Below are 26,790 nucleotides of genomic sequence, written 5' to 3'. Positions count from 1 at the left end.
CCAGCGGAATAACGTTTATCAGACGTGGGTAAACGTTGGCAAAATCCCTGCAAACCTGGCGCTTTTCACGCTGTGTTTTTTGGTAGTTGCGCTTTTAATAAGAGTCACAAGCGTTGGCCGCCGGTATTCGTCTGGCTGCTGAACTGCCACCTGATCAACAAGGAGATAAATCATGGATGCGATTTTTTTAAAGCTCGACAATATCAAAGGCGAAAGCCAGGTTGAAGGCTTTGAAGATCAGATAGAGATCATGTCTTATAGCCACAATGTGGCAATGCAGGTAAATAACGATGTTAGCCTCACCGAGCGAACTTCCGGGCGCGCGCATGTTGGTGAAATGTCGCTCACCAAATTTGTCGACCTCGCCACGCCTGTGCTCAATGAGTACTGCTGTAGCGGGAGGCTAATTAGAACCGCGGTGCTGACGTTGTGCCGCAATGACGACGGCAAAATGCGGTCGCTTATCGTTTATACCCTGACAAACGTGCTGATATCACAACTCAGTGTTAGCGGTGGCGCCGGCGGTAAGCCGGTGGAAACGATGTCGCTGAACTTCACGAAAATCGAATGGCAAATCACTGCTGAGAAATCAGACGGCGCTCAACAGGAGTCCAGAACGTCAGTATGGGATCTGGCGATGGACCAGATAGGGAAATGATGATGACACCAACCATTCCGGTCGCGCTATTCGACAGGCTCTTGGTTGAGGGGATAAGCCCACATGAATTGGTACGACGCAAGTTAATGTGTTTATTCAACTCTTGCGCCGTGCCAGGTGGCGAGACATTACCGCCGCTGCTCACTCGGGGTATGCCGGAATGGCACGAGGTGAATGTGGGTGACAAACGGGTTCTCAACTGGTTTTGCCGTGAGCTTCGCGCTGCTATTTTACGTTATGAACCGAGCATCAACATGCTGAAAGTTAGTGTAAAAGATGCCCATCATCAGACGCTGGCGTTGTCTTTGGAAGCGATGTTACAGGATGAGTCTGAACCGTTAAGGCTGGAGATAGCCTACTCTAACGGTAGATGGCGCTAGTAATGCAGGAAGGAACGCCGGGCCGGGCGTTTAACATTATCCCAAAAGCAAAAAAACGCAGCGAGCGAACCTGATAATCAGGCAGACAGTCCTCCTTTCGGTATGGTTGATCTGCCTGCATCATTTTCAGGATGGTTAATAACGGACCATGACCGATTTAAGTTCGGTATAGTCATCAATAAACGCGCTGCCAAATTCACGACCAATGCCCGATCCTTTCATCCCTCCAAAGGGTACCGCGGGATCGAGGAAGGTATGCATATTGACCCACACCATGCCAGCATCAATATCTTCAGCGTAGCGTAATGCCTTAGATATATTTTCCGACCACACACTTGCAGCAAGGCCGAATGGCGAATCGTTGATATGCGAAAGGGCCTCTTTTTCATTCTGATAACCGATAAAGCTACAGACAGGGCCAAAGGTCTCCTCGTGCATCAGCGTACTGTTTTTACTACGCACTTTTACCGCTGTCGGCTGTAAAAAGTACCCTTCGCCGGGTAAAGTTTCACCGCCGTAAACAATAGTATCCCCTTCTTCCCGTGCGCGTTGAATCAGATGCAGCACTTTTTCAAGCTGAACCTGATTCGCCAGCGGGCCCATCACCGTTTTTTCATCTAAAGGCGAGCCGGGCACGATCTCCGATAACCGTTGCCTGAGGAGCGTCATGACCGTATCCAGTTTTTCCTGGGGCAGATAAAAACGCTCTGCGGCAGCACAAATCTGTCCTTGATTCAGATAACCGGCTTCAAGAATACCGTTGACCATGGCTTGTGCCGTGAGATCATTGAGAAACAGCGCCGCATTTTTCCCTCCCAGTTCGAGGGTAACGCGTTTTCCTGACGATGTTGCCGAACGCCGGACTTTCTCACCTGTCGCGACTGACCCGGTGAAACTCACTTTGGCGCAATCTGGATGCGCGATCAGCTGTTGCGCTATCTCACCGCCAGCACCGTTTACCACGTTAATTACGCCATCAGGGAAACCAGCCTCTTTAGCCAGTTCAGCGACTCGCAGCAGTGTCAGCGGGGTATATTCACTTGGTTTAATGACGATGGTGCAGCCACATACCAGCGCTGCGGCCAGCTTCCAGATAGCAATCATAATTGAGAAATTCCACGGCACAATACCGACGACCACCCCAATGGGTTGGCGTTGGGTAAACGCTGTGTATCTCTCTTCTCCCATTGATGGCAGGGAGACATTCAGCGTTTCACCGGTTATTTTTCCTGCCCAACCGGCAAAGTAACGCAGGAAGGCCACTGACTGATCGAGTTCAAGACCGCGCGACAGCATAATCGTTTTACCTGAACAGACGCTTTCCAGTTGAGCTAACTCTTCACGATGAGCGGCAAGAGTATCAGCCAGTTTCAGCAGTAATGCGCCGCGTTGTAACGTTGGCATTTTACGCCAGACATCAAACGCCCGTCTGGCGCTCTGCATGGCCTCTTCTGCCTGCGCAGGGGTTGCCGACACAACGTCGGCGATGATTTTGCCGGTGGCTGGGTTAGTGACCGAGAAGTTCGTGCCGTTTCCGGCCTGACGTTCACCTGCAATAAATTGTCCGTGTCGTTGGCGTAAAAAAGTCGTTACTTCGGCAAGTAATGTCACGTCGCTCATCAGAAGTGCCTGTAGGTCAGGAATGTACGTTTTTCCATCTCAACATACTTGCCTGGAACTGAATATCGTTCCAAAGAACGTCATTCTTCCGGACGATATTTTGTAAAACGTTACCGTGCTGTGATAGCGGTCTTAGTCAAGCGTGATGACAAGGTAACGCGATGAATACAAAAATCGATGCGTTGAATTACTACGGCGCGACGAAAAAATACCCGTTGCATTTTCCTGCTCTGCAAGACGATATTGATGCCGATGTGGTGATCATTGGCGGTGGCTTTTCAGGCATCAATACCGCGCTGGAACTGGCGGAGCAGGGGATCACTAATGTTGTCGTTCTGGAAGCCCGCCATCTTGGGTATGGCGGCACCGGGCGAAACGGCGGTCAGGTGATGGCCGGTATAGGTCACGACATCGAAGCCGTTAAAAAATATGTAGGCGCAGCGGGAATGGAGACGCTGTTTAAAATCTCGAACCTCGGCGCAGGTATTATTCGGGAGCGAATTCGTAAATACCATATTGATGCTGATTTTGTCCCCGGATATGGTTATCTGGCCTACAACCAGCGGCAGTTAAAAACGCTGCAACAATGGGAAAAAGAATTCAAAGCTGCTACGCCGGAAGATGATATTGAACTCTATACCGGTAAAGACGTGCAGCAGGTTATTGGTTCCGACGTCTACTGCGGTGTTCTCAAGCATATGGGGGGAGGGCATGTCCACTCGCTGAATTTATTGCTGGGCTCCGCTCAGGCTGCGAATTCGCTGGGGGTGAAGATATTCGAATATTCACCTGTGGTTGAGGTCAGTTACGGTAAAACTGTGCGGGTACGTACTGCGATGGGCAGCGTAAAAGCGGCCAAATTGCTGTGGGCCTGTGATAGTTTTCTCAATAATCTGGAACCAGAAATTTATAAGAAAACGCTGGTTACTTATTCTTATCAGGTCTCTACAGAACCTCTCTCCAGCGAGCTTGTTGAGCGGATCAGTCCCTTGCGCGGGGCTTTTAGTGATATCCGCCCGGTGATAAATTACTACCGTCTCACAAAAGAAAACCGTCTGCTGTTTGGCAGCGCCACAAGGTTTCTTGAATATACCCCGCACGATTTTGCTGCCTGGAACCGCACTCTGTTGACGGAGGTCTTTCCTTATTTGAAAGACGTTAAAATCGATTTTGCCTGGGGCGGACCGATGGCCTGTAGCGCGAATCTGTTTCCGCAGATTGGCACGCTTCGTGAGCACAATAATGTTTTTTATGTTCAGGGTTATTCCGGATTTGGCGTCACGCCTTCCCATATTGTATGCAAAATCCTGGCCGAAGGAATAAATGGCGGTTCCGAGCGGTATCGTCTGATGAGTAGCATTCCCCACGCGACAATTTATGGTCGCGACAGTCTACGTCTATTGCTGGTCAGTGCGGGAAAACTGATACATCAAACAGCCGGTTTCTGGAAAGGCCGGAATTAACCAGGAGAACATTAATGCACGCTTTTAAACTCAATCAACCTGTTCCTGAATTACAGCCAATCGGGAGTGTCAGCCTGTTGGGGGCGTTGCCAACAGAAGGCGATCCCCAGGTCGCCGTTGCGATGATTTACGGTAAACCTGAGGACGTATTTACCTGTGGACTGTTTTCATCGACCCGCGGCGGTTTCACTATGATTTATCCCTTTACCGAGCACGCAACCGTGCTGGAAGGGGAAGTGGAACTCACTGTTGCGGGTCAGGAACCGATACGTTTTTCACCAGGCGATAGTTGGTTTGTTGAACAGGGAACCGAAGTGGCATGGAAAGTTTTAACGCCCCGTTTTGTAAAACATTATCTGGCAAAAGTTGAAAGCCATAAGCAGGGTTGAATCCTTTAATTGTTCGTCAGTAGCGTTGGCATCACTGGGGAGAATAACGCGCTCCCCACTTGCTATTAGCGCATGCGGGGACGGCGTCACAACGTTATTTACCGTTATCCCTCTTCAGGACGATACCTGTTAGATACGGTGCCTGCCATAAATAAGCGTTATTCCGGAGCGGTAATTTATTGTTGTAATAATAGTGAAGAGGTTGACCATGTTTAAAAACAGACTTGCCAGCCATCTTGAACGTGGCGTTATTGGTTTCCCCACGACGCTTGCCAGCTCCGTCGGGCTGATTATGGCAAGCCCGGTGATCCTGACCGTGACCAGTGGTTTTGGCTCAGGGGGAGATACCTTTGCTCTTGCGGTATTACTGGCATTTATTATGATGCAAGCGCAGATTACCACCTTTGCCGAAGCGGCAACGCTTATTCCCACGACTGGCTCCGTCTACGACTATATTTCCTGCGGGATGGGGCGTTTTTTCGCTATCACCGGTGCGCTTTGCGCTTACCTGATCGTACACATTTTTGCCGGCACGGCAGAAACGATTCTCGCTGGCGTCATGGCGCTGGTGAACTTTGAGTCTGTTAGCGAACACGTGGCCATGCAGCACAATACCTGGATGGTTGGCGTCGGCATGGTAGTGGTTTTCGGGTTACTGAATGCCATTGGTGTTGAAGTATTTGGCAAGGTGGAAGTGTTTCTTACATTCGGTATGTGGACTACCCTGACCATCTTCGGTTTATGCGGGATCCTGTTATCCCCGGTCACTCATCATTCCGGGTGGTTTGGCGCACCGCTTGATGTCAGTAATCTTTCTGGTCTGTTTGGTTATATTGGCATGGCGATGTTTATGTTCGTCGGTTGTGAACTGGTCACGCCAATGGCGCCGGAAATTAAAAAAGCGCATCGTACGATTCCCAGAGCGATGGCGCTTGGCCTTTTAGCGGTGGCAGGTTGTATGTTCCTCTATGGCGCTGCGATTAACCGGCAAGTAAATAATGTGGTTGTCGATGCGGCAAACCATATCTTTTTACTGGATACGCCGATGGCTATTCCCGCCTTTGCCAATCGTGTCATGGGACATGTCGGGCAATACTGGCTGGGCGTGGGGTTGTTGTTAGCGGGATGTGCGACGATTAATACGCTAATGGCGGCAGTACCGCGTATTATATACGGCATGGCGCTGGACGGCGCTTTGCCGCGGTTTCTGACCTGGTTGCACCCCCGCTTTAAAACACCGGTCATCGCCATCGCATTCGGTGTTGCGATTCCCTGTTTACATGCCTGGTATCTGAACGGTGATATCGACCACATTGTTCCGCTGATCCTCGCTGCGGTCTGCGCCTGGGGAGTAGCTTATCTGCTGGTAACGTTATCGGTCGTTATCTTACGTATTCGGCGCCCCGATTTACCACGCGCTTACCGGGCCCCCTGGTTTCCCTTACCTCAGATTATTTCGAGCGTGGGTATTATTATCGCCATTATTAATATCGCGCCTCCAGGAATGAACAGTCGGGATGTACTTATACCATTCGGTATTATGCTTGGATTGACTGCCGCCTATGCCTTATTCTGGACATTATGTGTGCAACGGGTTAATCCTTTCCTCCCGCTTCCGGTAGAAGAGGTCGTGGAACGGGCGATGGGCAATTATGAAAAGCGAAGCAATGAAGAGATGACGCCAGATGTCCTCCGCCCCCTGGTTTAAGAACGCATTAATGAATATGGTGTTACGTGATTTGAGCGGCTGGCGTTGTGAAAAATTGACCGAACATAGCGCCGTGCTGCATCTGAATGCATTTACCCAGGTTATCTGCCATGTTCAGCAAAAACGGTTATTCATGGCCAGTATTCACAGTTGTGAATTCAGGGTGAAAGGCACAATCAATTATCCTTTGCAGGGCAAAATTCGCGCTCATCAGCCCGGATGGCTGAAACGTTATCCCGTCATTTTTACTGGCAGTAAAAGTACCGCCGGGCTGATTAGCTATCTTAATCGTTTCCCCAATTTACAACAGGCTCTGAGTGAACTGGATTATCGTCGGTTTACTCTGGTTTTACATCATAAGGAATGGTATTGCGGCATTGAGCTATGGGCTGCGAGCGAAGTGGTTTGTAAAATGCCGCCGCTGCGCCGTTATCTGCGGCTTGAGCGGCACCAGCGTGTTCTTCTGCTTAGTGTGATAAATATGATCAATCAGGCCATGAATCAATGGCTGCAACAGGATACCGACGCCAGATAATATGACATTTTATTGCGGCATCAGCTCAGAGGGTGGTATTAATTCAGGCATATATGACATATGGGGAAAAGACCCGCAATTGACGCGGGTTAAAAAGAACGCTTTCACATATTCAGTGAATGTTGTACCGAGGACATTCTGGTTCGGGAAACCAGTTCCGTGCGATTTATCACTTCTGTTTTAGCAAAAATATTACGTAAATGCGTTTTCACTGTTGAGAGGGAAATATTCAACTGACGGGCAATCAATTTGTTGCTGGCCCCTTCGCAGACCATTCCCACAATTTCACGCTCTTTTGCAGTCAATATTGACGTCAGATTGTTGTCTTCCTGAAGAGAATCATGAATTGCCAGTCCCAGTAATGGTTGTACTGCCTGGGCTCGCAAACGCTCTTCGCTGGAAAAAGGTATATCGCGCATTAATGAAATGCCCGCGATAATACGATGGCCCCGACGAATAAAGATCTCAATCATGTCGCACACATGATTAGGTAGCATAAATTCATGATAATAATGGCGATGACGAGCACAGATGCCGGGCGTCATCGTCGCTACGGTAATAACCTGTTGGCCGAATCGGGAAGGCGATAGCGGGTCTAATGGTTGAAAATGCTCCAGATATTGTTGGTGTGTGCTATTAGAAATATTATGTAAAACATAGGCTTCCGGCTTTAAATAAGCATTAACACGATAAAAAACCGCCGACGACAGAGGAATGAGTTGCGCAATGCTCTGTAAGCAATGGAGAGTGATCCCGTCATTATGGCCAGTAGTTGATAAGGCTGACATGTTATCTCCTTCCATCCGGATGAGCGCGCCGGGACGCAGTAAAATAGTGGTATGTTGAAACATACAATTTACATTCGATTAACACAATCATTCACATGTTAATAATGTGACGCGTGTTGCGATATTTTTTATAACAGATTGAAAATAAACGATTTTAATTTAAATCTTGTCTGGATTTTTTAAAAATAATTAAAAATTATTAATATAATTTTTTCTGTCGCGGTTGACTCATCTCCTGAAAATGCCGTGAGTTCTCGTCCTTCAGGACGATATTCTTTTGAGACGCCTGTTCTATGATTTTCTGTAATAGCGCAGGTTAACAGAGACTTAATTTCTGGCTCAGACAGGATTTGCTAAATAACATTTCAATAGCGTCATGCGCTATGCAGAAAACCGGCGTATCAATAGATACAGCCTGCTCTCGGCATTCTGCCCGCAGCGCCAGACGAACGCTATTGCGAAATGTGAGTCATGTCTCCGCATCAGAAATGATAATTACAGGACAGAATAATGTTGAATCTCAACACATTACGGCAACAACAAATCCCCGTAATGACGGAATATCGCGCGCAGATACCCTTTCATATATTGGCAAAACCCATAGGCCCTGCATGTAATCTGGCCTGCCGCTATTGTTATTACCCACAGGGCGAAACGCCCGTAGAAAAAATGAATGAATCAACGCTGGAGGTTTTTATTTGTCGCTATATTGCGGCGCAACCTGCCAGTGCGCGTGAAATTAATTTTGTCTGGCAAGGCGGTGAACCGCTTTTAGCCGGAATCGGTTTTTATAAAAAGGTAATAGCGCTTCAACAACGATATGCGCCTGACGGCGTGACGATCAGTAATAGTCTGCAAACGAATGCGACGTTGTTAAACGATGCCTGGTGCCGTCTGTTTCGCGACAATAATTTTACTATTGGCATCAGTCTTGAGGGCAGTGAAGACTTGCAAAATCATCATCGTCCGGGCAAACGCGGCGAGGCCAGCTATCCGGCGGTGTTGCGGGGAATCACATTGTTACAACACTATCGAGTCGATTTTAATGTACTGATTGTCGTGCATGATGACATGGCTCGCCATGCGGCAGCCATCTACGATCATGTTGTTAGCCTTGGCGCTCGTTATCTGCAATTTCAGCCACTGATGAACGAAGGCAACGCCCTACAGCAACGTTACCAATTGAGTGCGGATAACTGGGGACGTTTCATGATTGATATCTGGCGTCAATGGCGCAAACGCGGTGATATGGGACGGGTTTTTGTGATCAACATTGAACAGGCATGGGCACAATATTTTACGCATATCAGCGCCACCTGTGTCCATTCCGCCCGCTGCGGAACGAATCTGGTCATGGAGCCGGACGGCAAACTCTATGCCTGCGATCATCTGATTAATAGCCAGCATTACCTGGGACAGCTTGCTAATAATACGTTAGCGCCAGCCGTAGATTCCGCAACCCGGCTTCCCTTTGGTATCAAGAAAAGCCAGCGCCGGGAGTGTCAACGGTGTTCTGTGAAAATAGTCTGCCAGGGAGGCTGCCCCGCACATATCAACAGTGCCGGCTACAACCGACTTTGTAGCGGCTATTACTCTTTTTTCACGGAGATTCTGGCTCCGCTACGCGCCTGGCCCCGGAATCTGAATGGACTGAAGGCCTGGCGTGCTGACGTTATGGGCAGATTTTCGGGCTGATGGTCCCTCTTGCCGCATTTGCCTGCCGCTCTTGTACAACACCCGTAGTCTGAAATGGAGAATAAGCCGTGAAAAAAGAAGTAACACTTGCCACACTCAGTATTATCTTCTCCGGTACGGCACACAGTACGCAAAACGAACGTCCTGATATTATCGTGATTATCGCTGATGATATGGGATATTCTGATATCACTCCCTTCGGTGGGGAAATCCCAACGCCTAATTTGCAGGCGATGGCTGAGAACGGCGTGCGGATGAGTCAATATTACACGTCTCCCATGTCTGCTCCCGCCCGTGCGATGCTATTAACCGGGAACACCAGTCAGCAAGCGGGTATAGGCGGTATGTGGTGGTATGAAAATACCATAGGTAAGGAAGGCTATGAATTGCGCCTGGCTGATCGGGTGACGACCATGGCTGAACGCTTTAAAGATGCTGGTTACAATACGCTGATGGCGGGTAAATGGCATCTTGGTTTTACGCCAGGCTCGACGCCAAAAGATCGGGGCTTTCGTCATTCTTTCGCCTTGATGGGGGGAGGCGCCAGTCACTTTGATGATGCCGTGCCGCTGGGAACCGTGGAGATATTTCATACCTATTATACCCGTGACAATCAGCGCATTTCACTGCCCTCCAGTTTTTACTCCAGCGAAGCCTATGCCAGCCAGATTAATCGCTGGATCAGCGAGACGCCACGGGAACAACCTATCTTCGCGTGGTTGGCCTTTACTGCGCCACATGATCCTCTGCAGGCGCCGGATGAATGGATTAGTCGTTTTAAAAGTCAGTATGAACAGGGCTATGCAAACGTCTATCGTCAGCGTATTGCTCGTTTGAAGAAACTGGGTTTCCTGCGTGATGACATACCTCTGCCAGGACTGGAACTTGATAAAGAATGGCAGGCGATGACCCCGGAACAGCAGAAATATATGGCGAAGGTGATGCAGGTTTACGCTGCTATGATCGCCAATATGGATGCACAGATCGGCACCGTTATTGAGACGTTAAAAAAGACCGGGCGCGATAAAAACACGATTCTGGTCTTCTTAAGTGATAATGGTGTGAATCCGGCGGAGGGCTTTCACTATGAATCTGAACCGGATTTTTGGAAGCAATTCGATAATCGTTACGAAAATATTGGTCGTAAAAATTCATTTATCTCTTATGGCCCCCACTGGGCTGATGTCAGCAATGCGCCTTATGGTCGCTATCACAAAACGACCAGCGGTCAGGGGGGAATTAATACCAGTTTTATGATTTCCGGTCCTGGTATCATCCATCATGGCGCCATAGATAACGCCACGATGGCGGCGTATGATGTTGCGCCCACGCTCTATGAATTTGCAGGTATTGATGCCAGTAAATCATTATCTGAAAGACCGACACTGCCAATGATCGGCGTGAGTTTTAAACGCTATCTGACCGGTGAAAGTCTGCACGCGCCTCGCACACAATATGGTGTTGAACTCCATAATCAGGCGGCCTGGATAGATGGGGAATGGAAATTGCGTCGTCTTGTCACAGTATTCCCACAGGCGGGTAATGCGCCATGGGAATTATTCAACCTGCAACGTGCCCCCCTGGAAACGCATAATCTCGCAGCAAATTATGCGGATAAAGTGAAAATACTGAGCAGCGCATATGAGGCATTTGCAAAACAGACAATGGTGCTTTATGCCAAAGGCAAGCTTATCGATTATGTGGGTATCGACAGTAAAACCGGGCGTTATCTGGCTGTCGATCCACAGACATTGCAGCCAGTTCCTGCTCCGTTAGCGATTCCTTTAGACACAAAATCGGACCAATAATTATTGGTTACGTTTCAAATGATTATTCAACGCTCACATAACCGCATTCAGTCAGTGACTTTCAGGATGAAGTTTCTCAGCGTTGGCGATGTATCGCCGCGCCGGTATGCCAGAGCCAGCTTTGCGACGGGCATCTGGTCTGCAACGGGGCGGTATACTACTCCCTTGACATTAACCTGTCTCATTGAATCTGGAACCATCGACACGCCCATCTCTGCCGACACAAGGTTAATGACTGACGAAATTTGCGGCACGAGTTGACCAATTTTCGGTTCAAAGCCCGCTTTACCGCAGGCCTTGATCACTGCGTCATAAAGCGACAGGCCGATTTCACGTGGGAAGAGTAAAAAAAACTCATCTTTGAGAATCGAGAGTGCAATCTGTTTACACGCCGCAGCAGGATGCGTTTCTGCCAGCACAATAACCATTGGCTCTTCAGACAGTAACCTGAGCTGGAACCGTTCATTGCCTGTAAAACCGGGTCTCAGAAAGGCAACATCCAGCGATCCTTCATTCAATTCATCAGCCAGTTGGGTTGTATTTCCTTCCTCAAGCTGCAAACGAACGTCAGGATAAGCCCGCTTGAAAGTACGGATTGCGCTGGGCACCACACTGTTAAATGCCGCAGAGGCAGTAAAACCCACCCTTAACACGCCCGACTCCCCCCTGGCGACACGCTGCGCCGCCAGCACGGCTCTTGTCGCGGTAGCAGGCATCCCTTTAACAACATCATAAAATGCTTTTCCAGCCTCGGTTAATTCCGCGCCATGAGGCACTCTCCGGAATAGCTGCGCTCCCAGCTCTCTTTCCAGATCCTTAATCTGTTGGCTTAGCGGCGGCTGACCTATGCCTAATTTTGTCGCAGCCCGCGTGAAATGCCGCTCTTCAGCGACGGCGAGAAAATAGCGAATATGGCGCAGTTCCATCCTCATCTCCAAAAGCAATTAAGAATGGCACCATCATATATTGGAAGAATGAAACCAGCGAGCGCATAGTGAGGTTAACAGGAGGTGCTATATGCCCGATATTTCTCATACACCGACACGTAGCTGGCTTTTTACCCCAGCAATTCGACCAGAACGTTTCATAAAAGCAGTTGAAAGTGCGGCGGATATTTCTATTATCGATCTTGAAGATTCCGTCACCCCGAATGACAAGGCGCAGGCCCGGAAAATTGCGATGCAGTTCCTTTCATCCCGACCAAACTCATCGCTGAAAATAGCATTAAGAATTAATGGAATGAATACTCATGCTGGCATTGAAGACCTGCATATGTTACTGGAATGCCGTTTTTTTCCTGATTACATTATTCTTCCAAAAACAGAGTCAGCCGCGCACCTGCAAATCGTGGATAGTCTTATCATGATGGCTGGTTCTGATACTCGCCTTATTGGCATTATTGAGTCAGTTGTTGGGCTTAATGCCGTAGAGTCTATTGCGGACGCCACCCCCAGACTCTGCGGGTTGATGTTTGGCGCCGCAGATATGGCGGCTGACATTGGCGCCACACCCGCCTGGGAGCCTCTTGCGCTGGCGCGGGCCAGAATAGTGGCTGCCTGCGCTATGAAAGGGCTTCTTGCAATAGATGCTCCCTTCTTTGATATAGGCGATTTTTCAGGTCTGAAAGAGGAAACGCTGCAGGCGCTCAGTTTTGGTTTTTCTGCAAAATCGGCTATTCACCCCGCTCAGATTAGTGTAATCAACGCCGCATTTACTCCTACAACGGCAGAAATTAATCATGCTCGTGCAGTACTGACAGAGAATGCCAAAGGCGTCGGGATCGTTAGCGGCATGATGATAGATGCAGCCGTTGCCCGTCAGGCCCGGAGATTACTCGCCCGGGCAGGGATCTTTTCCTGATTTTATTAACAGAGGAATTGATTATGAACACGTTATTACCCGCTTATAAAACCATTAGCGAGGGGCGCTACCGAGAAATTTCGGGTCTTTACTGGGAGGATTTTCATCCCGGTGATGTTTTTGAACATCGTCCCGGTCGGACGGTTCTGGACGCCGATAATGTGTGGTTTACCCTGCTCACTCTCAATGTGCAGCCGGTCCATTTCGATGCGGCTTACGCCAGCAAAACGGAATGGAAAAAGTTACTGGTTGATTCAACGTTCACTCTGGCGCTTTTAACCGGTATGAGCGTGCGTACTGTCAGCGCCAAGGTCGTGGCCAATCTTGGCTGGGATAAGGTACAAGCCGTCCATCCGGTTTTCGCAGGGGATACACTTTATGCTGAAAGCACTGTACTCAGCAAACGCCTGTCAAATAGTCGCCCGGGACAAGGCATCGTTACCGTTCGGACATGTGGTATTAACCAGAATGGTGTAGAGGTCATGCGCTTCGAACGAACAATGTTAGTTTATTGCTGTGGATGTTCGCCTGAAGAAGACGCCGCTTATTGAGAAATCGCCCTGAGGTTTAGAGTCATGATGAATGTTAATGCAGTGTATGCCGAAAAATGCGTGACGCCTGACGAGGCGGTTACTTTAATTACCTCCGGCAGTCACCTCTCTATGGGAATGTTTGCAGCAGAGCCTCCAGCTTTGCTGAATGCGCTGGCAAAGCGAGCGAAAAGGGGAGAAATCAACGATCTGCGGGTTTACTGTTATGAAACAGCCAGCATTGCCGGGAACACTATTTTCCGTTATGAGCTAAGTGACTATATTCATCTCTACAGTATGTTTATTACCGGTATTGAACGGGCTTTAATACGTCAGGGGATTGAGAGTTCCGGGCGAAAAATAGTTAACTATGTACCTTCAAATTTTCATCAGGCGACGCGATTACTAGCTGATGATATTGGTATTGATACCTTTATTCACACCGTGTCCCCTATGGATAAGTATGGCTATTTTAATTTTGGAACTGGAAACGATTATTCCACCCGGATTGCGAGGACAGCTAAAAAGCTTATTGTCGAAGTTAACAAATATATGCCGCGCGTTCATGGAGAAGGTGCTGCAATCCATATTTCAGAAATTGACGCCATTGTTGAAAACCATGTCCCTTTAATTGAACTACCAATACGTACTGCCGTAGCCGAAGATATTGCTATCAGTCAGATTATCGCTTCTCTTGTGCCAGATGGCGCTTGTCTCCAGATGGGGGTCGGCGCATTACCGGAGCTCATCTGTAATGCGCTCAAGGAACATAATGATCTGGGAGTCCATACAGAGGCGCTGAATCCGGGGTTGGTAAGTTTGATTCAACAAGGCGTCGTTACCAATCAGCGTAAAAATATCGACCGGGGAATGTCTGTATTTACTTTTGCTATGGGACAAAAGGATATGTATGACTATCTCAACGACAACCCCTCTTTTTTTAGTCGGCCTGTCGATTATGTTAACGATCCGGGGATCATTGCGCAAAATGAGAATGTTGTCTCCATTAACGCTACCTTACAAATCGATCTCACTGGTGCCTGTAACTCTGAATATTTGCTTGGACACCAGTACAGCGCTTCAGGAGGGCAATTGGATTTTGTCAGAGGCGCATATGCATCTAAAGGAGGTCGTTCCATTATTACGACCCGCTCAACGGCCGCGAATGATACGATTTCTCGTATTGTTCCCCGCCTTGAGGGGCCTGTAACAACCCCACGAACGGATACGCACTGGATAGTCACTGAATTTGGCTCCGTAAACCTGAAGGGGCTCTCTTCAACCGAGCGTGCGCTCAGCATCATTGAATTGGCACATCCCAATTTTCGGCAGCAACTTAGAGTAGATGCAAAAAAAATGCATCTGATTTAAAAGTAGGTTAATGCTATTTTTTAATGTAGCATCCCTAAAATATAAACATCATGAGTCTATTCAAATGATAATTGACAGAATTGATCACCTTGTATTAACGGTATCTGATATATCAACCACAATAAGATTCTACGAAGAGGTACTTGGTTTTTCTGCGGTAACATTTAAACAAAACAGAAAAGCGTTAATATTTGGAGCGCAAAAAATTAACCTCCATCAGCAAGAAATGGAGTTCGAACCAAAAGCGAGTAGACCAACGCCGGGATCTGCCGATTTATGTTTTATTACATCGACACCGATAAATGATGTTGTGTCTGAGATCTTACAGGCAGGCATTCCCATTGTTGAAGGCCCGGTTGAGAGAACTGGAGCCACAGGCGAGATAATGTCTATCTACATCAGGGACCCTGATGGAAACTTAATTGAAATTTCGCAGTATGTTTAATGTTAAAACTTACTATTACTGCCTTTATTATGATCACGCATCCGTTTATATTGGTCTAATGGAGATCATATGGCAATAATTTCTGGAAAGAGTCTATGTTCAGACTTATTGACTTGAAGACATCGAGGTATTCATAAGAAAGCATAAAAAAGGAAAGGTGGTGCCCGGACTCGGAATCGAACCAAGGACACGGGGATTTTCAATCAGATCGCCGAAAAATTGCGGACTTTTTTAAAGCAAGGTCTCTTTTTTTCTGACTTTTCACATTTCTGCGCTGCCTGAAACTGTTCAGGTATACAGAATGCACAATCTACCCAGAGTTAACCCCGTAGACGTCGCAACAACTGCGGATGCTGCTTCTTTTTCTCCACTGGCAAACGAGTTTCCGCAGTCAAAAGTAGCGACACAAATCCTTTCTATTATCTCCACCAAGGGCGGCGAGGGAAAAAGCACCCAGGGTGCCTACCTTGCCGGTTTCACTGCCGATGCAGGTCTGAAAACCCTTCTGATTGATGGCGACTATTCCCAGCCGACTTCCTGCAGTATCTACCATCTGGATTACGAGGCCCCCTGCGGTCTGTATGAACTGCTGACACAGACGGTCGACCTCAACAGTCCTGATAAAATCATTTCCCGTACCTGTATTCCTAATCTGGATGTAATTGTATCCAATGATCCTGATGAAAGGCTCCCGGGCGAGATACTACACATTGCGGATGGCCGCATGCGTTTGCGCAATGTGTTGCAGCATCCGTTATTTCGCCTGTATGACGTCATCATTATTGATTCAAAAGGGGCTGCCGGAGTTATGACTGAGATTGTCGTTCTGGCCGCCGACAGTGTGGTTGGGGTGATAAAACCCATTCTGCCTGACGTTCGTGAATTTCTTCGCGGAACGGTCAGACTGGTGAACCGTCTGCTACCTCTCAGAATGTATGGCATCAAAATCCCTGATATTCATATTCTGATTAACCATTTTGAAAACACCGTTCTGGACCGCCAAACCCTGCATGAACTGACTAGTATAGTTGAGCAAAAGAAATATATCGGTTCTTCTGAAATAAAAATATCGATGCTAAATACCACGATTGAAAAGCTGGAAGTTTACAAGCGTGGTCACGCCACAGGTCAGCCCGTTCACCGGCTGGAGTACACAACTGACCGTAAGTCTCTGCCAGCGGCAGAGACGATTCACCATCTGGCCTGCGAACTGTTCCCGCAGTGGAAAACACAGTTTGATGATGTGCTACACCGAAGACCAGGTGTGAATGATTCTGCTGACGCTATTGTCGGAACTGATGCTGTGTATGCGGAGCCTGAGGGTTCGGAAGTCGTCTGTGTCGGATGTGGATATACCGATAATAACGCTTACGTGAATGAGTTTTTTGAACCCTGCCACTGGTTGAAGGTAAACCATGAAACCGGGCTGGGCGTATGTTCGTCATGCCCGTCCTTTCTGAATCATCCGCTGACTGATGATGCTGAGTGAGGAACGATATGATGAAAAAATTCATGTTAACTCAGGCATGTTCATTGGGCCGTGGTCTGCAAAGGCTGGCTTCTGTTCGTGATAACGACTTTGTTGGCTCCCTTTTGTCTGATTTGCCCCTGTTTATTGTTTATCCCCGAATACCCCGGTGTCTGCTGGATGCCTTCTTCGCCTGCCTCCGGGGAGTGAACGCGGAGGTGGTTAATGGGTGACATCAAAAAATCAGGGACGCGTGAGACGCGTCGTGATGTGCCGTATCACCCGGCTGCTGAAACTAGCGTCCTCGGCGGACTTATGCTGGACAACGACCGCTGGGATGAGATTGCTCCTCTCCTGAAATCGACTGATTTTTATCTTTCGGTCAATCAGGCAATTTTTCGTGAAACAGAACGTCTGGTCAGTGCCGGGATGCCCATTGACCTGATTACACTTTCGGAGTCACTGGAGCGAAGAGGCATGCTGGAGCGATGTGGCGGTTTTGCCTATCTGGCTGAACTGTCCAAAAATACGCCCAGTGCCGCCAATATCGTGGCCTACGCTGAAATAGTCCGCGAATGTAGCCGGGCCCGTAAACTGATGAGGCTGGGAAGCGGAATTTATCAGCAGGCCGCCCTACTGCAGCCGTCAGATGGTAAGGGTATTTCCACGCTTCGTCAGGTGACTGACGCGCTGGTTGAACAGAGTGAAAAAGAACTGTTTGAACTGGCGCAGCAGAATATCTCGCAGGCTTTCCTTAGCATCACCGCACAGGTATCAGACGTGCTGACCTGGCTGGAGTCTGTATCCGGAGGAACCGGCGTGACGGGGGTTCCCACGGGATTTGCGGAGCTGGATGCAAAAACCTGCGGCTGGCAGGACGGTGACCTGATACTTATCGGGGCTCGTCCGTCTATGGGGAAAACCGCCCAGGCGATTACACATGCGCTGGCTGCGCTGGAGGGGGGGCCGGCGGAGAAAACAGTCCAGTTCTACAGTATTGAAATGCCTGCTCAACAACTGATGTTGCGTCTGATTTCCATTCTGGCGAGGGTTCCACTCACCCGTCTGCGCAGCGGTAATCTGACCAGTTATGATCTCGAGCTTGTCTGTAGTGCGGCGGGAACGTTGTCGCAGTGGGAAAACCGCTTCCTTATAGATGACTCCACTTATCAGACTCCGGCAACACTGCGAACCTCTGTCCGGCGCAATGCCCGTAAATATGGTAAGCCTGCCCTGATTCTTGTGGACTACCTGCAACTGATGGTCTGTCCGGAGAAAAAGGAGAACCGTACTCAGGAAATCCAGGATATTTCCCGCTCTCTCAAGGCGCTGGCCAAAGAGATGACATGTCCAGTGATTGCGCTTTCCCAGTTAAACCGGTCACTTGAGCAGAGGGCTGACAAACGTCCCAACAACGGTGATCTCCGTGACTCCGGCTCCCTGGAGCAGGACGCTGACGTCATTCTCTTTCTGTATCGCGATGAAGTTTACCACGAGAACACACCAGAGCGGGGTGTGGCTGAACTCATTCTGGGCAAACAACGCCAGGGACCTTTAGGAACGGTGAAAGCCCGCTATGAAGGAGAGTACACCCGTTTTTCTGAATATTACCTGGGGTACGGAGCGACAACAACGTGAATCTGAAAAAAGAGCGAAACAGCGTCATCAGTCTGGTTCCGGTGGTTCTGCCTGGTAGACATATCGGTGGAGTAAGGGAGTTCATCTTCAATATCAGTTTCGCCAGATACGCAGTTCTGGCAGACCAGCGTGGGGAGATATTTTGTGGCTAAAGCTAAAGTGAACATGTTGAATCTTGGGGACGCCATGTTGCAGGGCGCTCGTGAGCCGCTGACGACATCATCAACGCCGATAATGCCGACCAGTGAAATGCCAATGATACTTACCCTGGATGAAGTGGCGCCTAACCCCGATAACCCTCGTACCACGCGTAATCCGAAGTACGATGAGATAAAAGATTCCATTCGTGCACGTGGACTGGATACGGTGCCAAAGGTCACCCGAAATCCGGAATTACCGGGCTCTCCCTATATTTTCAGTGACGGGGGGAATACCCGTTATGAAATTCTGCGGGAACTGTTTGCCGAAACTCAGGATGAACGTTTTTATCGTTTCCATGTACTGTTTAAGCCATGGCCGGGACGGCTGGAATGTCTCGTGGGGCATCTGGCTGAGAACGATGTCCGTGGGGATCTGACCTTTATTGATAAGGCGCTGGGGATTCGTAAAGCCCGCTCTATTCATGAAGAAACACTGGGAAGGTCGGTGACGTTGCGCGAATTGTCTGATTTGCTGCGAAAGCAGGGATATCCGATACACAATTCCCTGATCAGCCGTATGGAGCACACGGTGGAGTACCTCTATCCATATATGCCTGAACTACTGGCATCAGGGTTGGGATATCCTCAGGTGGTTCAACTGCTGTCGTTGCGTACTGCATGTGAGAAAGTCTGGAAACAATACAGCAATGAAAGTGTAGATATGATGGCATCTGTTTTTGGAGATGTCTGTCGGCAGTTTGACGATCCGGAACTGTATTCCCTGGACCTGTTTCGGGATGAATTGATCGGCAATATGATTCAGACGTTGCCCCATCCTTCACTGAACTATGACCGCTGGTTAATTGAGCTGGATCCAAAAACACAAAACCAGCTTGCATTGTTTGGTGCTCCGGAGCCAGTGCCTGAACATCTGATTCTGGCAGACCATCAAGCCTGGCAGACCGGGGATATACGGAATAAGGAAGCTGTTTCCCGGGAACAGACACTAATACGTGGGCAAGGTAACGACGATGGTGCTGAACTCCCAGGGCGGGACGGGGCTGTTTTATTGTCCTCAATTCTTCCCTCCGTCAGGAATGAAATCCACTCTGGTATGTCGGGGGGGCCGGATGTACCGTCGGGCAAGGTCATGCTGGGGGATGATGAAATGGATAATACGCCATTTTTATCTTCATATGCGTGCGGAGATACCACGACAACTGCAGCAACGGGAGGCGTTGTTAATGCATTCTCACAGGCCGCCGGTTCGGTGGTTGGTAGTGCTGCTGTTACCGGGGCTGGTATTGATTTGTTCACCGACAGTAATTTATTCGAATTTCGGGAAAATAACGATCTTAACCCTCCGACATCCACGATGCTGTCAGCCATTCCGCCTTCTTCTGTCGCATTCGCGAACACTGGTCTGGAGCCGGTCAGCGATATCTGGGCAATATCCGCTCTGCAGGATGATATCGAACATCTTCAGGATATGGCATACCGGTTGGTTTTCGAGACCGCGGAGGCAATAGGGTGCGAAGACAGTATCCAGGAGGATAATAGTCCGGACTCCGCCGGTTTCGCTGTTTCTCCCCACGGCAATGAGTTTGTTCTTTTTCTGGCAGGGTTGTCAGGCCAGTTACCTAATCAGCAGTTCAATATGTTTATGTTCTGCCTGAATTTCTTTGGCTCACAGTCCTCCGGCGATGTACCTGTGTTTGACGATATTCATGTTGTGAAAATCATGCGACTTATTCGGGTTATTCGTCGTTTGAGGGAGCAGCAGCGCCAGGCGACCACGGGTAGAGAAGAGGCTGGACTGCAATGAGTGTGGATATTGATGATGCGATGGCGCAGTGGGATGCCATTTTGCATACCGACTTGCATATGGCTGAGATTCGTCATGCGCTGAAGGCGGGGGCGCCTGTATCGCGCCAGCACTGGCGTGAAGTACGGGATAAAAAGGGATGAGCGGGCTTTTATTTATCATCAGGCGCATGGTGAAGTCTGCAGACCGCAGAGGAGAGCTGGCTGACGTTACATCTGTACTATGCCGGACTTATTGCCTGATAAAAGCACAAACGGTGGATGAAGGTGTCCCTGCGGCTGAGCGGGAGTATACCTGTGCACGGAGCTTCTGCAATGTACGGATTGTCCCGGCCTGGTTCAGCGCACTGACTGCTGTAGTGTGTCAGGCTGTCGGTTGCCGGTGGTATTTCGGTCGTCTGCCGGGACTGAAGTTTCGTCGCAGCGTGACATTCTGTGGTATCGGCGAACGGCCTGAAGTGGCCGGGAGTCTGTTAGCCCTGCTGTACAGCCAAATGGAGCGGGACATGGAAACATGGCAAAAGGTCTGTTGCAGGGAACGTCTGAAAACGGTTCAGACCCGTACAAGGGAGGATAAATGGCGCATCAGCTGGACTGCTGATCTCTGGTCCGCCCTGTCTGAACAAGACACTTTACCTGGTAAACAAAAAATATCTGACATCCGGTAGGACCGTTATCAGCCTCAGTGCGCATTCTGCAGGCGGGTTCCCGGACTGTCCGGTGGCGTTACTCAAGAACATGGTGGTCTGCTTTCGGGAGAATTCTCGTAAGTGACCAGCAATATGTGCATGTAAAGGAGGAGCAATGAGTTATTCACTGTCACAGTCCACCAATCAGTTGCTGCTCACCCTGGTGATGGAGCTGAAATCCGGGAATCTTCGGCGCTGCGAAGCGCTGGGGCTCACCGCTGAAGAAATGCGTATGCTGCGGGAATTGTCGGCGGATGACCTGTTGTATTTGTCTGAAAGCCGGGTGAGTCTGCTGGATTTGCGTATTCATCATGAAAATCTGGGGCTAATGCTGACCCAGGCGAGGCGGGAGCAGAAGCGGATGGAGCGGATTGACCGGGCACTGGCGTTGGGAGCCTCCATTGAGATGATGCAACGGTACTTTGGCCTGGACTCGTCAGAGGTCTCGGGGCGACGTCGGCTGGGGGGGATTCGTACGCGCAAGGGCCGCAGCAGTGCTGCGGATGCTGAACTGGAGTCGGTGCTTTGGTCACAGTGGCAGAAATCCGGGGCTGGAACCCCGGATAGCGCGGAGTCACTGGATGTGATGATGCTGATGGCGGAAACCCACGGTGTAAACCTGACCACGATATGGACGCTGGTGAAAGCCTGGTGTGCCGCTGAAAAACGGGAGGTTACATGAAGAGTAATGACGAAGATGTGTCGTTTCGTTACTGGCGGACTGATCCGCGCAGGGTGGGGCCGGCTGCAGTCAGAAAAGCCCGTCACCTTTTGTCGCAATATCGTAGGGGGAAAAAGGTTTACAGCGAAGTGGGATGTAGCGGCTATCTGAAGATCGATGTGGGTATCCGCTGGCGACTGTTGAGTAAAAATCGGGGTGATGACTGGCTATTTATGTCCCATCAGTCTTATGACCGCGAGTTGAAGAGATGATGTGTACGGCAACTGGTAGGGTGGATGTTCTGTTGGTAGCGCTGTGACATTTTCAGAGGACATCCACTGCTGTTATATCAGTACCTGTCACTCTCTCCGACGGTTTGCCGGGAACCGGGATGCCGGCGGAAAGAGTCTGCGGGGGCGGGGCGGTAAAGAGTCCCGCAGACGGTGGTTTTAGAGCCGTAACATAAATAACAATGAGAAGAACGATGCAAACGGAATCTCAGGCCAGGTTGCAGGCAGACCCAGCGGGGGTCGGTCACCGTTTACCTGCAGATGACATTATTGACTACACGCTGTCGAAGATGCAGTCGCGGCTTTACGGCACCGCCAGCCAGTCGGGTCAGGAGCGTAACGGGCTGCTGTTCACAGGTAACATTCACGACGCGTATCCCCGGGCGCTGATACTGGATATGCGGCTTTCCCCTCTGGATAAAATGTGCTGGATAATGATAAGGCAGTATGCCCTTCAGAACGATGGTGCCATTTTCCCTTCCTATGATGAACTTCAGAAATTACTTTCTTCCCCCGGTTCAGGACTGGCCTCCCGGGATACGGTGAGTCGGGCGCTGACAATGCTGCGTCTGACGGGCTGGCTGAGTCTGTGTAAGCGGGTACGCGATACGGGAGGACGTGTCCGGGGGAATATTTATGCCCAGCATGATGAACCGCTGAGCGCGAAGGACGCGGAGGTATTTGACCCCGGCTGGTTGGAAATGCTGGGTAAGGCTTGCCGGCACAAATATCGTGAGGTCAGTGAAACCGCCTGGCGGGTTCTGGAGGGGATACTGGATGACCCGATGATGCGGCACCGGCATTCGCGTCTGATGGAAATAGCGGAGCGGCTGACCCGTCCGTCGACGGCCCGTGATGTTGCCCGTATTCAGCAGAGTCCGGCAAACGGACTGAATCATGGTGAAGCGAAAAATGCGCAAAAATCACTGAATCCGGATAAAAGACTCAGTAGTGAAAGTGGGGATGAAACACCGGGTCCGGATAACAGACCCAGTAATAAATCAGACACTTATGACAGAGTCCGTCAAGCGGACTGCAATAACGTACGTTCTTTTACACAGGAAGTGATTAAAAAAACGTACGTGGACTCCGCGGGTTCGACAACGCCATCTGGTGGGGCTATCCCGGATGGGTTTGTCTGGCCTGATGGTCTGCAGAGTCTTTTGCCAGTAAACGAGCAGGCGATGCTGGCGGGACAGTTGAACCACCTGTATCAGAAAAATGCTGAGCTGGCTGAGAGCGTTGCTCTAACGGTGGTCTGCGGTGTCCGGGAGAGGAAGATCTATAACCCGGTAGCTTATCTGCTGACCCTTTTACGTCAGGCGCGTGAAGGCCGGTTCCGTCTGTCTGAGGGGGGCATGAAATCCGCTACTGCGCCGCCATCCCCCCCATCAATGGCCGTTCCCAGCCCGGCACAGAGTATGGGCTTGAATGATCAGCAGGGAGGAGCCCCGGCAGAAGTGTTTGTGCCGGCACCGAAAGAAGTGCTGGCGGCGAAACTGGCTGAGGTCCGAGCTGCGTTGCAGATTAATCGGCGCTGAATGAAACAGAATATTTCAGATGAAACATTATTGAAAATGATTGGTTAAAAAATGTACTTGCTGAGACTCTCAGCAAGTACAAAAAATAACCAAATCTTCAGGCGTGATATTTGTCTACAATACCTTATTTATATTAGCTTAATGTTTGTACGAAGCGGACAGGATTGAGAGACATGACGTCTGTGCGAGGAGCGGACATTTTCATAATTTGTTCCTATGGCTAAATTTAGCGCGCCACTACAACCTGTACTTTAAATTTGTTCGGTCTATGCATAAACAATCGATTTTTGCAGTAAAGGTTAGGACAGCTCTTCCCGCTTAACCAATGGAACGTTGTAATCAGGTCGAATACTCTTTGAACCCGGCATAGCTCGCATCTCTTGCGGAAAGTGCCAGATATTGAAATCTTTATTCGGGAATGTATCGTAATGAAACACATCCCAGCCAAGCAGAGCAGCCATACGTTCAAAGGCAAGCTCTTTAGCCACTGATAGTTCCAGTCGAGGATTTAGGTACTTCAAGTATCCAGAGTTCACAGCTCCGGTCAGGATATCTACAACCTGCAATCCTAGATGATGTTTAGAATCTTGCATCGTGACAGACTTAACCAGCTTCTTCATCCCAGCCCTGGCCAGCATGTGGTTAGCAATAATGCCCGTCACTTCATCGTTCTTTTTGTACTTATCAATCTTCTGGTCGATGATAACCTCAACGTCACTCTTAATCTGCTTAGCAACGTTCTTAACGAGCATTGTGTACGTCTGGTAAAAAGCCAGCTCCCTGTTCGTCTGCCAGTTGTTGTAAATGCTCTTAACTACAACAATCGAGTGGAAGCAGCACGAGTTCTTGAGCACCATAGCCAGCAGCTCAATGCAGATGTTTGCCTGCCCTGCACTGTTCTTAATCTTTGACCACTTCAACTCACCGACAATTCCGTACTTATCTTTTAACTTCTGGACGCGCTCATTGAAGATGTGCAATGTGTCCTTACGTACACACAGTAAACCAATGCCATAACAGCGGTCACTCCCTGTCGTACCACTCTCATCACCAAAAGCCACGTATTCCATACAAATACCCACTTAAAATTGAATGGTTATTTTATGCTCAACCCAAGCGGCAGACAATGTTTGTAGGTCTACTCAATAGCCTTTAGGTACCTAGTGTATCCATATGTTCGCACAATGTACTCATGACACTTTACGGGCAGGCACGAAGATCTTCTATGAGCGAAGAGCAGACCTTTTACGTAAAATGGAAAAGTCAGATGAAGGCATCTTGAGTCACCCGATCAAATCAACCGGTATATGACTTAAGATCAGATGGTTTTCAGCTTAAACAGCCGATATATCGCAACCTGGCCTGAAGCGGTTACGTTCACCTCACGGTATCCCTGTGTACGCGTTACCCATTCTTTTTGCAGGAAAAATGTAAACAGGGCTGAGCCAGCGTCACCGCCGAGATGGAAACGTCTTTCACTCCAGTCCAGACAGCCGCAACAGGGCCTGCGTCGTGTGCGAGAGTTAAGCAAAACGCCCATTTTCTCAAAATGCATTTTGCCGGCTGATGTCAGTTCCGAGCCATCTGCTTTAAGCCATTTTTCCTGCAGCATAAATTCATAAATATTGACAGCAAGCTCGCCTGCCAGATGGTCATAGCAGGTGCGAGCGTAACGCAGATAGACCGGCGTACTGGAAACGGGGGGCTTGGAAGTACCCATGGAAACTCCCATCAGGTTTTCCAGCAGTCCGGCGATATGATGTCCCGCAAGGCTGTAATAGCGATGACGCCCCTGTATCAGGCAAATGACCAGACCGTTGCTGAGAAGTCGGTTCAGATGCCCGCTGGTTGTCGAGGCTGCTATGCCAGCTACTACGCTAAGTTCGGTAGCTGTCCATGCGCGCCCGTCCATCAGGGCGCACAGAATACTTACCCTTGACGGGTCAGACAGCGCAGAAGCCACCATTGCCATTGATGTTTCAAGGGCATCATCTGGCTCACTGTCGCGCTTTGTTTTAACAAGGTTCATTCAGAAGGTATTGCCCATTTTCGGGTTACTTCGGCTGCCCGGGCATCATCATCTGTAATGAGAATGAGCTGGTTACTGTGATCGCTGTACTGTACCAGAATATTGATGCCGTTCTGGGCAATTGTGTCAGCTATTTCTCCCAGCTCTCCGGGCCGTTCCTGAGGTAATTTTCTTATCAGGGGACGACACACGTTGCAGACTTCAAAACCGGCTTCAGTCAACACCTTGCGTGCTTTATGGCCGTCTTCAACCAGGAAATGTGCATGCCCGCCTTCAGGTCCTGTAAATACGCCACCGCCTTCAAGTCCCACTCCGTTTTCACCCAGTACACTACCCAGTAAACCAAGTGAGCCTGGGCTATTTTTGAGAATAACATGAATATCATACATGCTGATTTGTTCCCTTATCAGAAGAGTAATCACGGAATACGCTGGCTACCCGTATTCTGTAGAATGAAAAAATCGACTGCTTACCTTCTTTCTGAGCGGCCTGATGCATTACATTTCGCTTCCATCCGGCTACAGACTCCTCATCTTCCCACCATGACAAAGAAAGAATCTTTCCGGGCGTAGTCAGGCTCTGGAACCGCTCAATTGAAATAAAGCCGGGCGTGTCGGATAAGAGAGGCTTCAACTCCGAAGCGAGCTGAAGATATCTTTCCTGAGCCTCTGGCAGGGCATCTGCCTCAAAAAGTACTGCAATCATGGTCCGCTCCGTTGCTAATTTACGGACAGTTTAATAATGACGAAGGCATGTTGCTTCGGTCGGCACCGAAGTATGCTTGTGCGTTAACGAAGCCATCAACATGGATAAGCGGTGAACAGCAAACTCATAAGTTAAAAGGCGGGACAACACAGAAGTGTGGATTCACACGCAACGTCTGCTCCTGACACAGACCTGCCTGTCGGATTAGGTTTGGCGATGTACAATAAGATATGTCAGGGCAAATCTGATCTAATGTACTTTATTTATTGTGTTGACACTAACTATCAGCAAGCACGAAAAGTTAACTGCTCGTACTACCAAAGAGTACCTGCAGGTGCCTGTAACACCTATCTCTTTCAGGGGCTTAACGACCCCTATTTTTGACTGAATGATTTCTTCATATAGATTGGGCTGGATCGCTATTATGCTTCTTTTGTCCGATATCATTACTCTTATGATAAACGTTAACTGAGAGCCGTATTGACGCTTATTTCGATGAAAGTTCCACGGCAACAGTTCATTGACTCGCCTGGCGGGCTACTCCGGTTGCACGGA

At 49.2% G+C, this 26,790-nt stretch carries 27 protein-coding genes and 1 pseudogene; 21 read left to right on the top strand and 7 right to left on the bottom strand.

All coding sequences use genetic code 11. The features are described 5' to 3' along the window. Nucleotides 1-172 precede the first annotated feature (172 nt). Together HV477_RS16570 and iraD are read left to right on the top strand one after the other, a co-directional pair. Complete coding sequence (locus tag HV477_RS16570) at nucleotides 173-658, top strand: Hcp family type VI secretion system effector (RefSeq protein ID WP_000338753.1); 486 nt, start codon at nucleotides 173-175, stop codon at nucleotides 656-658. Further along, nucleotides 658-1,038 carry an anti-adapter protein IraD gene (gene iraD, locus HV477_RS16565; RefSeq protein WP_000988938.1) on the top strand — a complete coding sequence of 127 codons (381 nt, stop codon included), beginning with the start codon at nucleotides 658-660 and terminating at the stop codon, nucleotides 1,036-1,038. Before HV477_RS16570 ends, iraD begins: the two co-directional genes overlap by 1 nt. A 135-nt stretch (nucleotides 1,039-1,173) precedes the next feature. Here iraD and HV477_RS16560 read toward each other — a convergent pair whose 3' ends face one another. Further along, nucleotides 1,174-2,658 carry an NAD-dependent phenylacetaldehyde dehydrogenase gene (locus HV477_RS16560; RefSeq protein ID WP_023207099.1) on the bottom strand — a complete coding sequence of 495 codons (1,485 nt, stop codon included), beginning with the start codon at nucleotides 2,656-2,658 and terminating at the stop codon, nucleotides 1,174-1,176. Nucleotides 2,659-2,819: 161 nt separating this feature from the next. Between HV477_RS16560 and HV477_RS16555 the strand changes: the two genes are divergently transcribed. The 4 genes from HV477_RS16555 (at nucleotide 2,820) to HV477_RS16540 (ending at nucleotide 6,753) form a co-directional block, all read left to right on the top strand. Continuing rightward, a complete protein-coding gene (locus tag HV477_RS16555) occupies nucleotides 2,820-4,121 on the top strand; it encodes an FAD-binding oxidoreductase (protein WP_001092814.1) in 1,302 nt (433 codons plus the stop codon). A gap of 14 nt (nucleotides 4,122-4,135) precedes the next feature. Next, on the top strand, nucleotides 4,136-4,510 hold the full coding sequence (locus HV477_RS16550; RefSeq protein ID WP_000542979.1) for a cupin domain-containing protein: 375 nt from the start codon (nucleotides 4,136-4,138) through the stop codon (nucleotides 4,508-4,510). 208 nt (nucleotides 4,511-4,718) lie between these two features. Continuing rightward, nucleotides 4,719-6,218 (top strand): APC family permease, encoded by a 1,500-nt coding sequence (locus HV477_RS16545; protein WP_079898907.1) that lies wholly within the window; start codon nucleotides 4,719-4,721, stop codon nucleotides 6,216-6,218. Next, nucleotides 6,196-6,753 (top strand): DUF3156 family protein, encoded by a 558-nt coding sequence (locus tag HV477_RS16540; RefSeq protein ID WP_114063928.1) that lies wholly within the window; start codon nucleotides 6,196-6,198, stop codon nucleotides 6,751-6,753. The genes HV477_RS16545 and HV477_RS16540 overlap by 23 nt, the downstream gene beginning before the upstream one ends. A gap of 104 nt (nucleotides 6,754-6,857) precedes the next feature. On the opposite strand, the gene HV477_RS16535 is transcribed toward HV477_RS16540, so the two are convergent. Continuing rightward, a complete protein-coding gene (locus tag HV477_RS16535; protein WP_001275357.1) occupies nucleotides 6,858-7,541 on the bottom strand; it encodes a LuxR family transcriptional regulator in 684 nt (227 codons plus the stop codon). A gap of 510 nt (nucleotides 7,542-8,051) precedes the next feature. Here HV477_RS16535 and HV477_RS16530 point away from each other — a divergent pair. Both HV477_RS16530 and HV477_RS16525 read left to right on the top strand, forming a co-directional pair. Then, nucleotides 8,052-9,236 (top strand): anaerobic sulfatase maturase, encoded by a 1,185-nt coding sequence (locus HV477_RS16530; RefSeq protein WP_000933441.1) that lies wholly within the window; start codon nucleotides 8,052-8,054, stop codon nucleotides 9,234-9,236. A gap of 68 nt (nucleotides 9,237-9,304) precedes the next feature. After that, nucleotides 9,305-11,044 (top strand): arylsulfatase, encoded by a 1,740-nt coding sequence (locus tag HV477_RS16525; protein ID WP_079898910.1) that lies wholly within the window; start codon nucleotides 9,305-9,307, stop codon nucleotides 11,042-11,044. A 47-nt stretch (nucleotides 11,045-11,091) separates the two neighbouring features. Here HV477_RS16525 and ripR read toward each other — a convergent pair whose 3' ends face one another. Then, on the bottom strand, nucleotides 11,092-11,970 hold the full coding sequence (gene ripR / locus HV477_RS16520; protein WP_079898911.1) for an itaconate degradation transcriptional regulator RipR: 879 nt from the start codon (nucleotides 11,968-11,970) through the stop codon (nucleotides 11,092-11,094). Nucleotides 11,971-12,061: 91 nt separating this feature from the next. Here ripR and ripC point away from each other — a divergent pair, with 91 nt between their 5' ends. The 13 genes and pseudogenes from ripC (at nucleotide 12,062) to HV477_RS16455 (ending at nucleotide 23,501) form a co-directional block, all read left to right on the top strand. Beyond that, complete coding sequence (gene ripC / locus HV477_RS16515) at nucleotides 12,062-12,904, top strand: itaconate degradation C-C-lyase RipC (protein ID WP_001112897.1); 843 nt, start codon at nucleotides 12,062-12,064, stop codon at nucleotides 12,902-12,904. 23 nt (nucleotides 12,905-12,927) lie between these two features. Further along, on the top strand, nucleotides 12,928-13,455 hold the full coding sequence (gene ripB, locus HV477_RS16510; protein WP_001094307.1) for a (R)-specific enoyl-CoA hydratase RipB/Ich: 528 nt from the start codon (nucleotides 12,928-12,930) through the stop codon (nucleotides 13,453-13,455). Between the two features lie 24 nt (nucleotides 13,456-13,479). After that, a complete protein-coding gene (gene ripA / locus HV477_RS16505) occupies nucleotides 13,480-14,805 on the top strand; it encodes an itaconate CoA-transferase RipA/Ict (RefSeq protein WP_000982337.1) in 1,326 nt (441 codons plus the stop codon). A 64-nt stretch (nucleotides 14,806-14,869) separates the two neighbouring features. Next, nucleotides 14,870-15,250, top strand: a complete 381-nt coding sequence (locus tag HV477_RS16500) for a VOC family protein (RefSeq protein WP_000582672.1) — start codon at nucleotides 14,870-14,872, stop codon at nucleotides 15,248-15,250. A gap of 301 nt (nucleotides 15,251-15,551) precedes the next feature. Next, a pseudogene (locus HV477_RS16495) lies at nucleotides 15,552-16,511 on the top strand (ParA family protein); the annotation flags it as partial. Between the two features lie 236 nt (nucleotides 16,512-16,747). Next, nucleotides 16,748-16,951 carry a hypothetical protein gene (locus tag HV477_RS16490; RefSeq protein WP_154802353.1) on the top strand — a complete coding sequence of 68 codons (204 nt, stop codon included), beginning with the start codon at nucleotides 16,748-16,750 and terminating at the stop codon, nucleotides 16,949-16,951. Then, nucleotides 16,944-18,356, top strand: coding sequence for an SPI-7-type island replicative DNA helicase (gene dnaB-PI, locus HV477_RS16485; protein ID WP_175065180.1), 1,413 nt, complete (start codon nucleotides 16,944-16,946; stop codon nucleotides 18,354-18,356). The genes HV477_RS16490 and dnaB-PI overlap by 8 nt, the downstream gene beginning before the upstream one ends. A gap of 165 nt (nucleotides 18,357-18,521) precedes the next feature. Next, complete coding sequence (locus tag HV477_RS16480; RefSeq protein WP_175065182.1) at nucleotides 18,522-20,321, top strand: ParB family protein; 1,800 nt, start codon at nucleotides 18,522-18,524, stop codon at nucleotides 20,319-20,321. After that, entirely contained in the window at nucleotides 20,318-20,464 is a 147-nt protein-coding gene (locus HV477_RS16475) for a hypothetical protein (protein ID WP_023222645.1), read from the top strand. Before HV477_RS16480 ends, HV477_RS16475 begins: the two co-directional genes overlap by 4 nt. Then, a complete protein-coding gene (locus HV477_RS16470; RefSeq protein WP_080073618.1) occupies nucleotides 20,461-20,988 on the top strand; it encodes a hypothetical protein in 528 nt (175 codons plus the stop codon). The genes HV477_RS16475 and HV477_RS16470 overlap by 4 nt, the downstream gene beginning before the upstream one ends. Nucleotides 20,989-21,124: 136 nt before the next feature. Further along, nucleotides 21,125-21,691, top strand: a complete 567-nt coding sequence (locus tag HV477_RS16465) for a DUF2857 domain-containing protein (RefSeq protein ID WP_023222643.1) — start codon at nucleotides 21,125-21,127, stop codon at nucleotides 21,689-21,691. Further along, nucleotides 21,688-21,942 (top strand): hypothetical protein, encoded by a 255-nt coding sequence (locus HV477_RS16460; protein WP_001750515.1) that lies wholly within the window; start codon nucleotides 21,688-21,690, stop codon nucleotides 21,940-21,942. Before HV477_RS16465 ends, HV477_RS16460 begins: the two co-directional genes overlap by 4 nt. 212 nt (nucleotides 21,943-22,154) lie before the next feature. After that, a complete protein-coding gene (locus tag HV477_RS16455; protein WP_175065179.1) occupies nucleotides 22,155-23,501 on the top strand; it encodes an STY4528 family pathogenicity island replication protein in 1,347 nt (448 codons plus the stop codon). Between the two features lie 299 nt (nucleotides 23,502-23,800). Here the strand turns inward: HV477_RS16455 and HV477_RS16450 are convergent, their stop codons facing one another. The 4 genes from HV477_RS16450 to HV477_RS16435 all read right to left on the bottom strand — a co-directional run bounded on the left by HV477_RS16450 (nucleotide 23,801) and on the right by HV477_RS16435 (nucleotide 26,235). Beyond that, nucleotides 23,801-24,571 (bottom strand): DUF3800 domain-containing protein, encoded by a 771-nt coding sequence (locus HV477_RS16450; protein WP_079970343.1) that lies wholly within the window; start codon nucleotides 24,569-24,571, stop codon nucleotides 23,801-23,803. Nucleotides 24,572-24,819: 248 nt separating this feature from the next. Further along, the gene (locus HV477_RS16445; RefSeq protein WP_079970344.1) at nucleotides 24,820-25,530 is read right to left on the bottom strand and encodes a helix-turn-helix transcriptional regulator; all 711 of its coding nucleotides are present in this window, start codon (nucleotides 25,528-25,530) and stop codon (nucleotides 24,820-24,822) included. Beyond that, nucleotides 25,527-25,919 carry an amino acid-binding protein gene (locus tag HV477_RS16440; protein WP_080073615.1) on the bottom strand — a complete coding sequence of 131 codons (393 nt, stop codon included), beginning with the start codon at nucleotides 25,917-25,919 and terminating at the stop codon, nucleotides 25,527-25,529. The genes HV477_RS16445 and HV477_RS16440 overlap by 4 nt, the downstream gene beginning before the upstream one ends. After that, on the bottom strand, nucleotides 25,912-26,235 hold the full coding sequence (locus HV477_RS16435; protein WP_079970346.1) for an antibiotic biosynthesis monooxygenase: 324 nt from the start codon (nucleotides 26,233-26,235) through the stop codon (nucleotides 25,912-25,914). The genes HV477_RS16440 and HV477_RS16435 overlap by 8 nt, the downstream gene beginning before the upstream one ends. Nucleotides 26,236-26,790: the final 555 nt, after the last annotated feature.

Origin of the sequence: Salmonella sp. SG203 (genome assembly GCF_013350575.1) — a bacterium.
Classification (GTDB): domain Bacteria; phylum Pseudomonadota; class Gammaproteobacteria; order Enterobacterales; family Enterobacteriaceae; genus Salmonella; species Salmonella enterica.
Note: the sequence above shows the minus strand (reverse complement) of the source record. Positions and strands in the feature narration are given on the sequence as shown.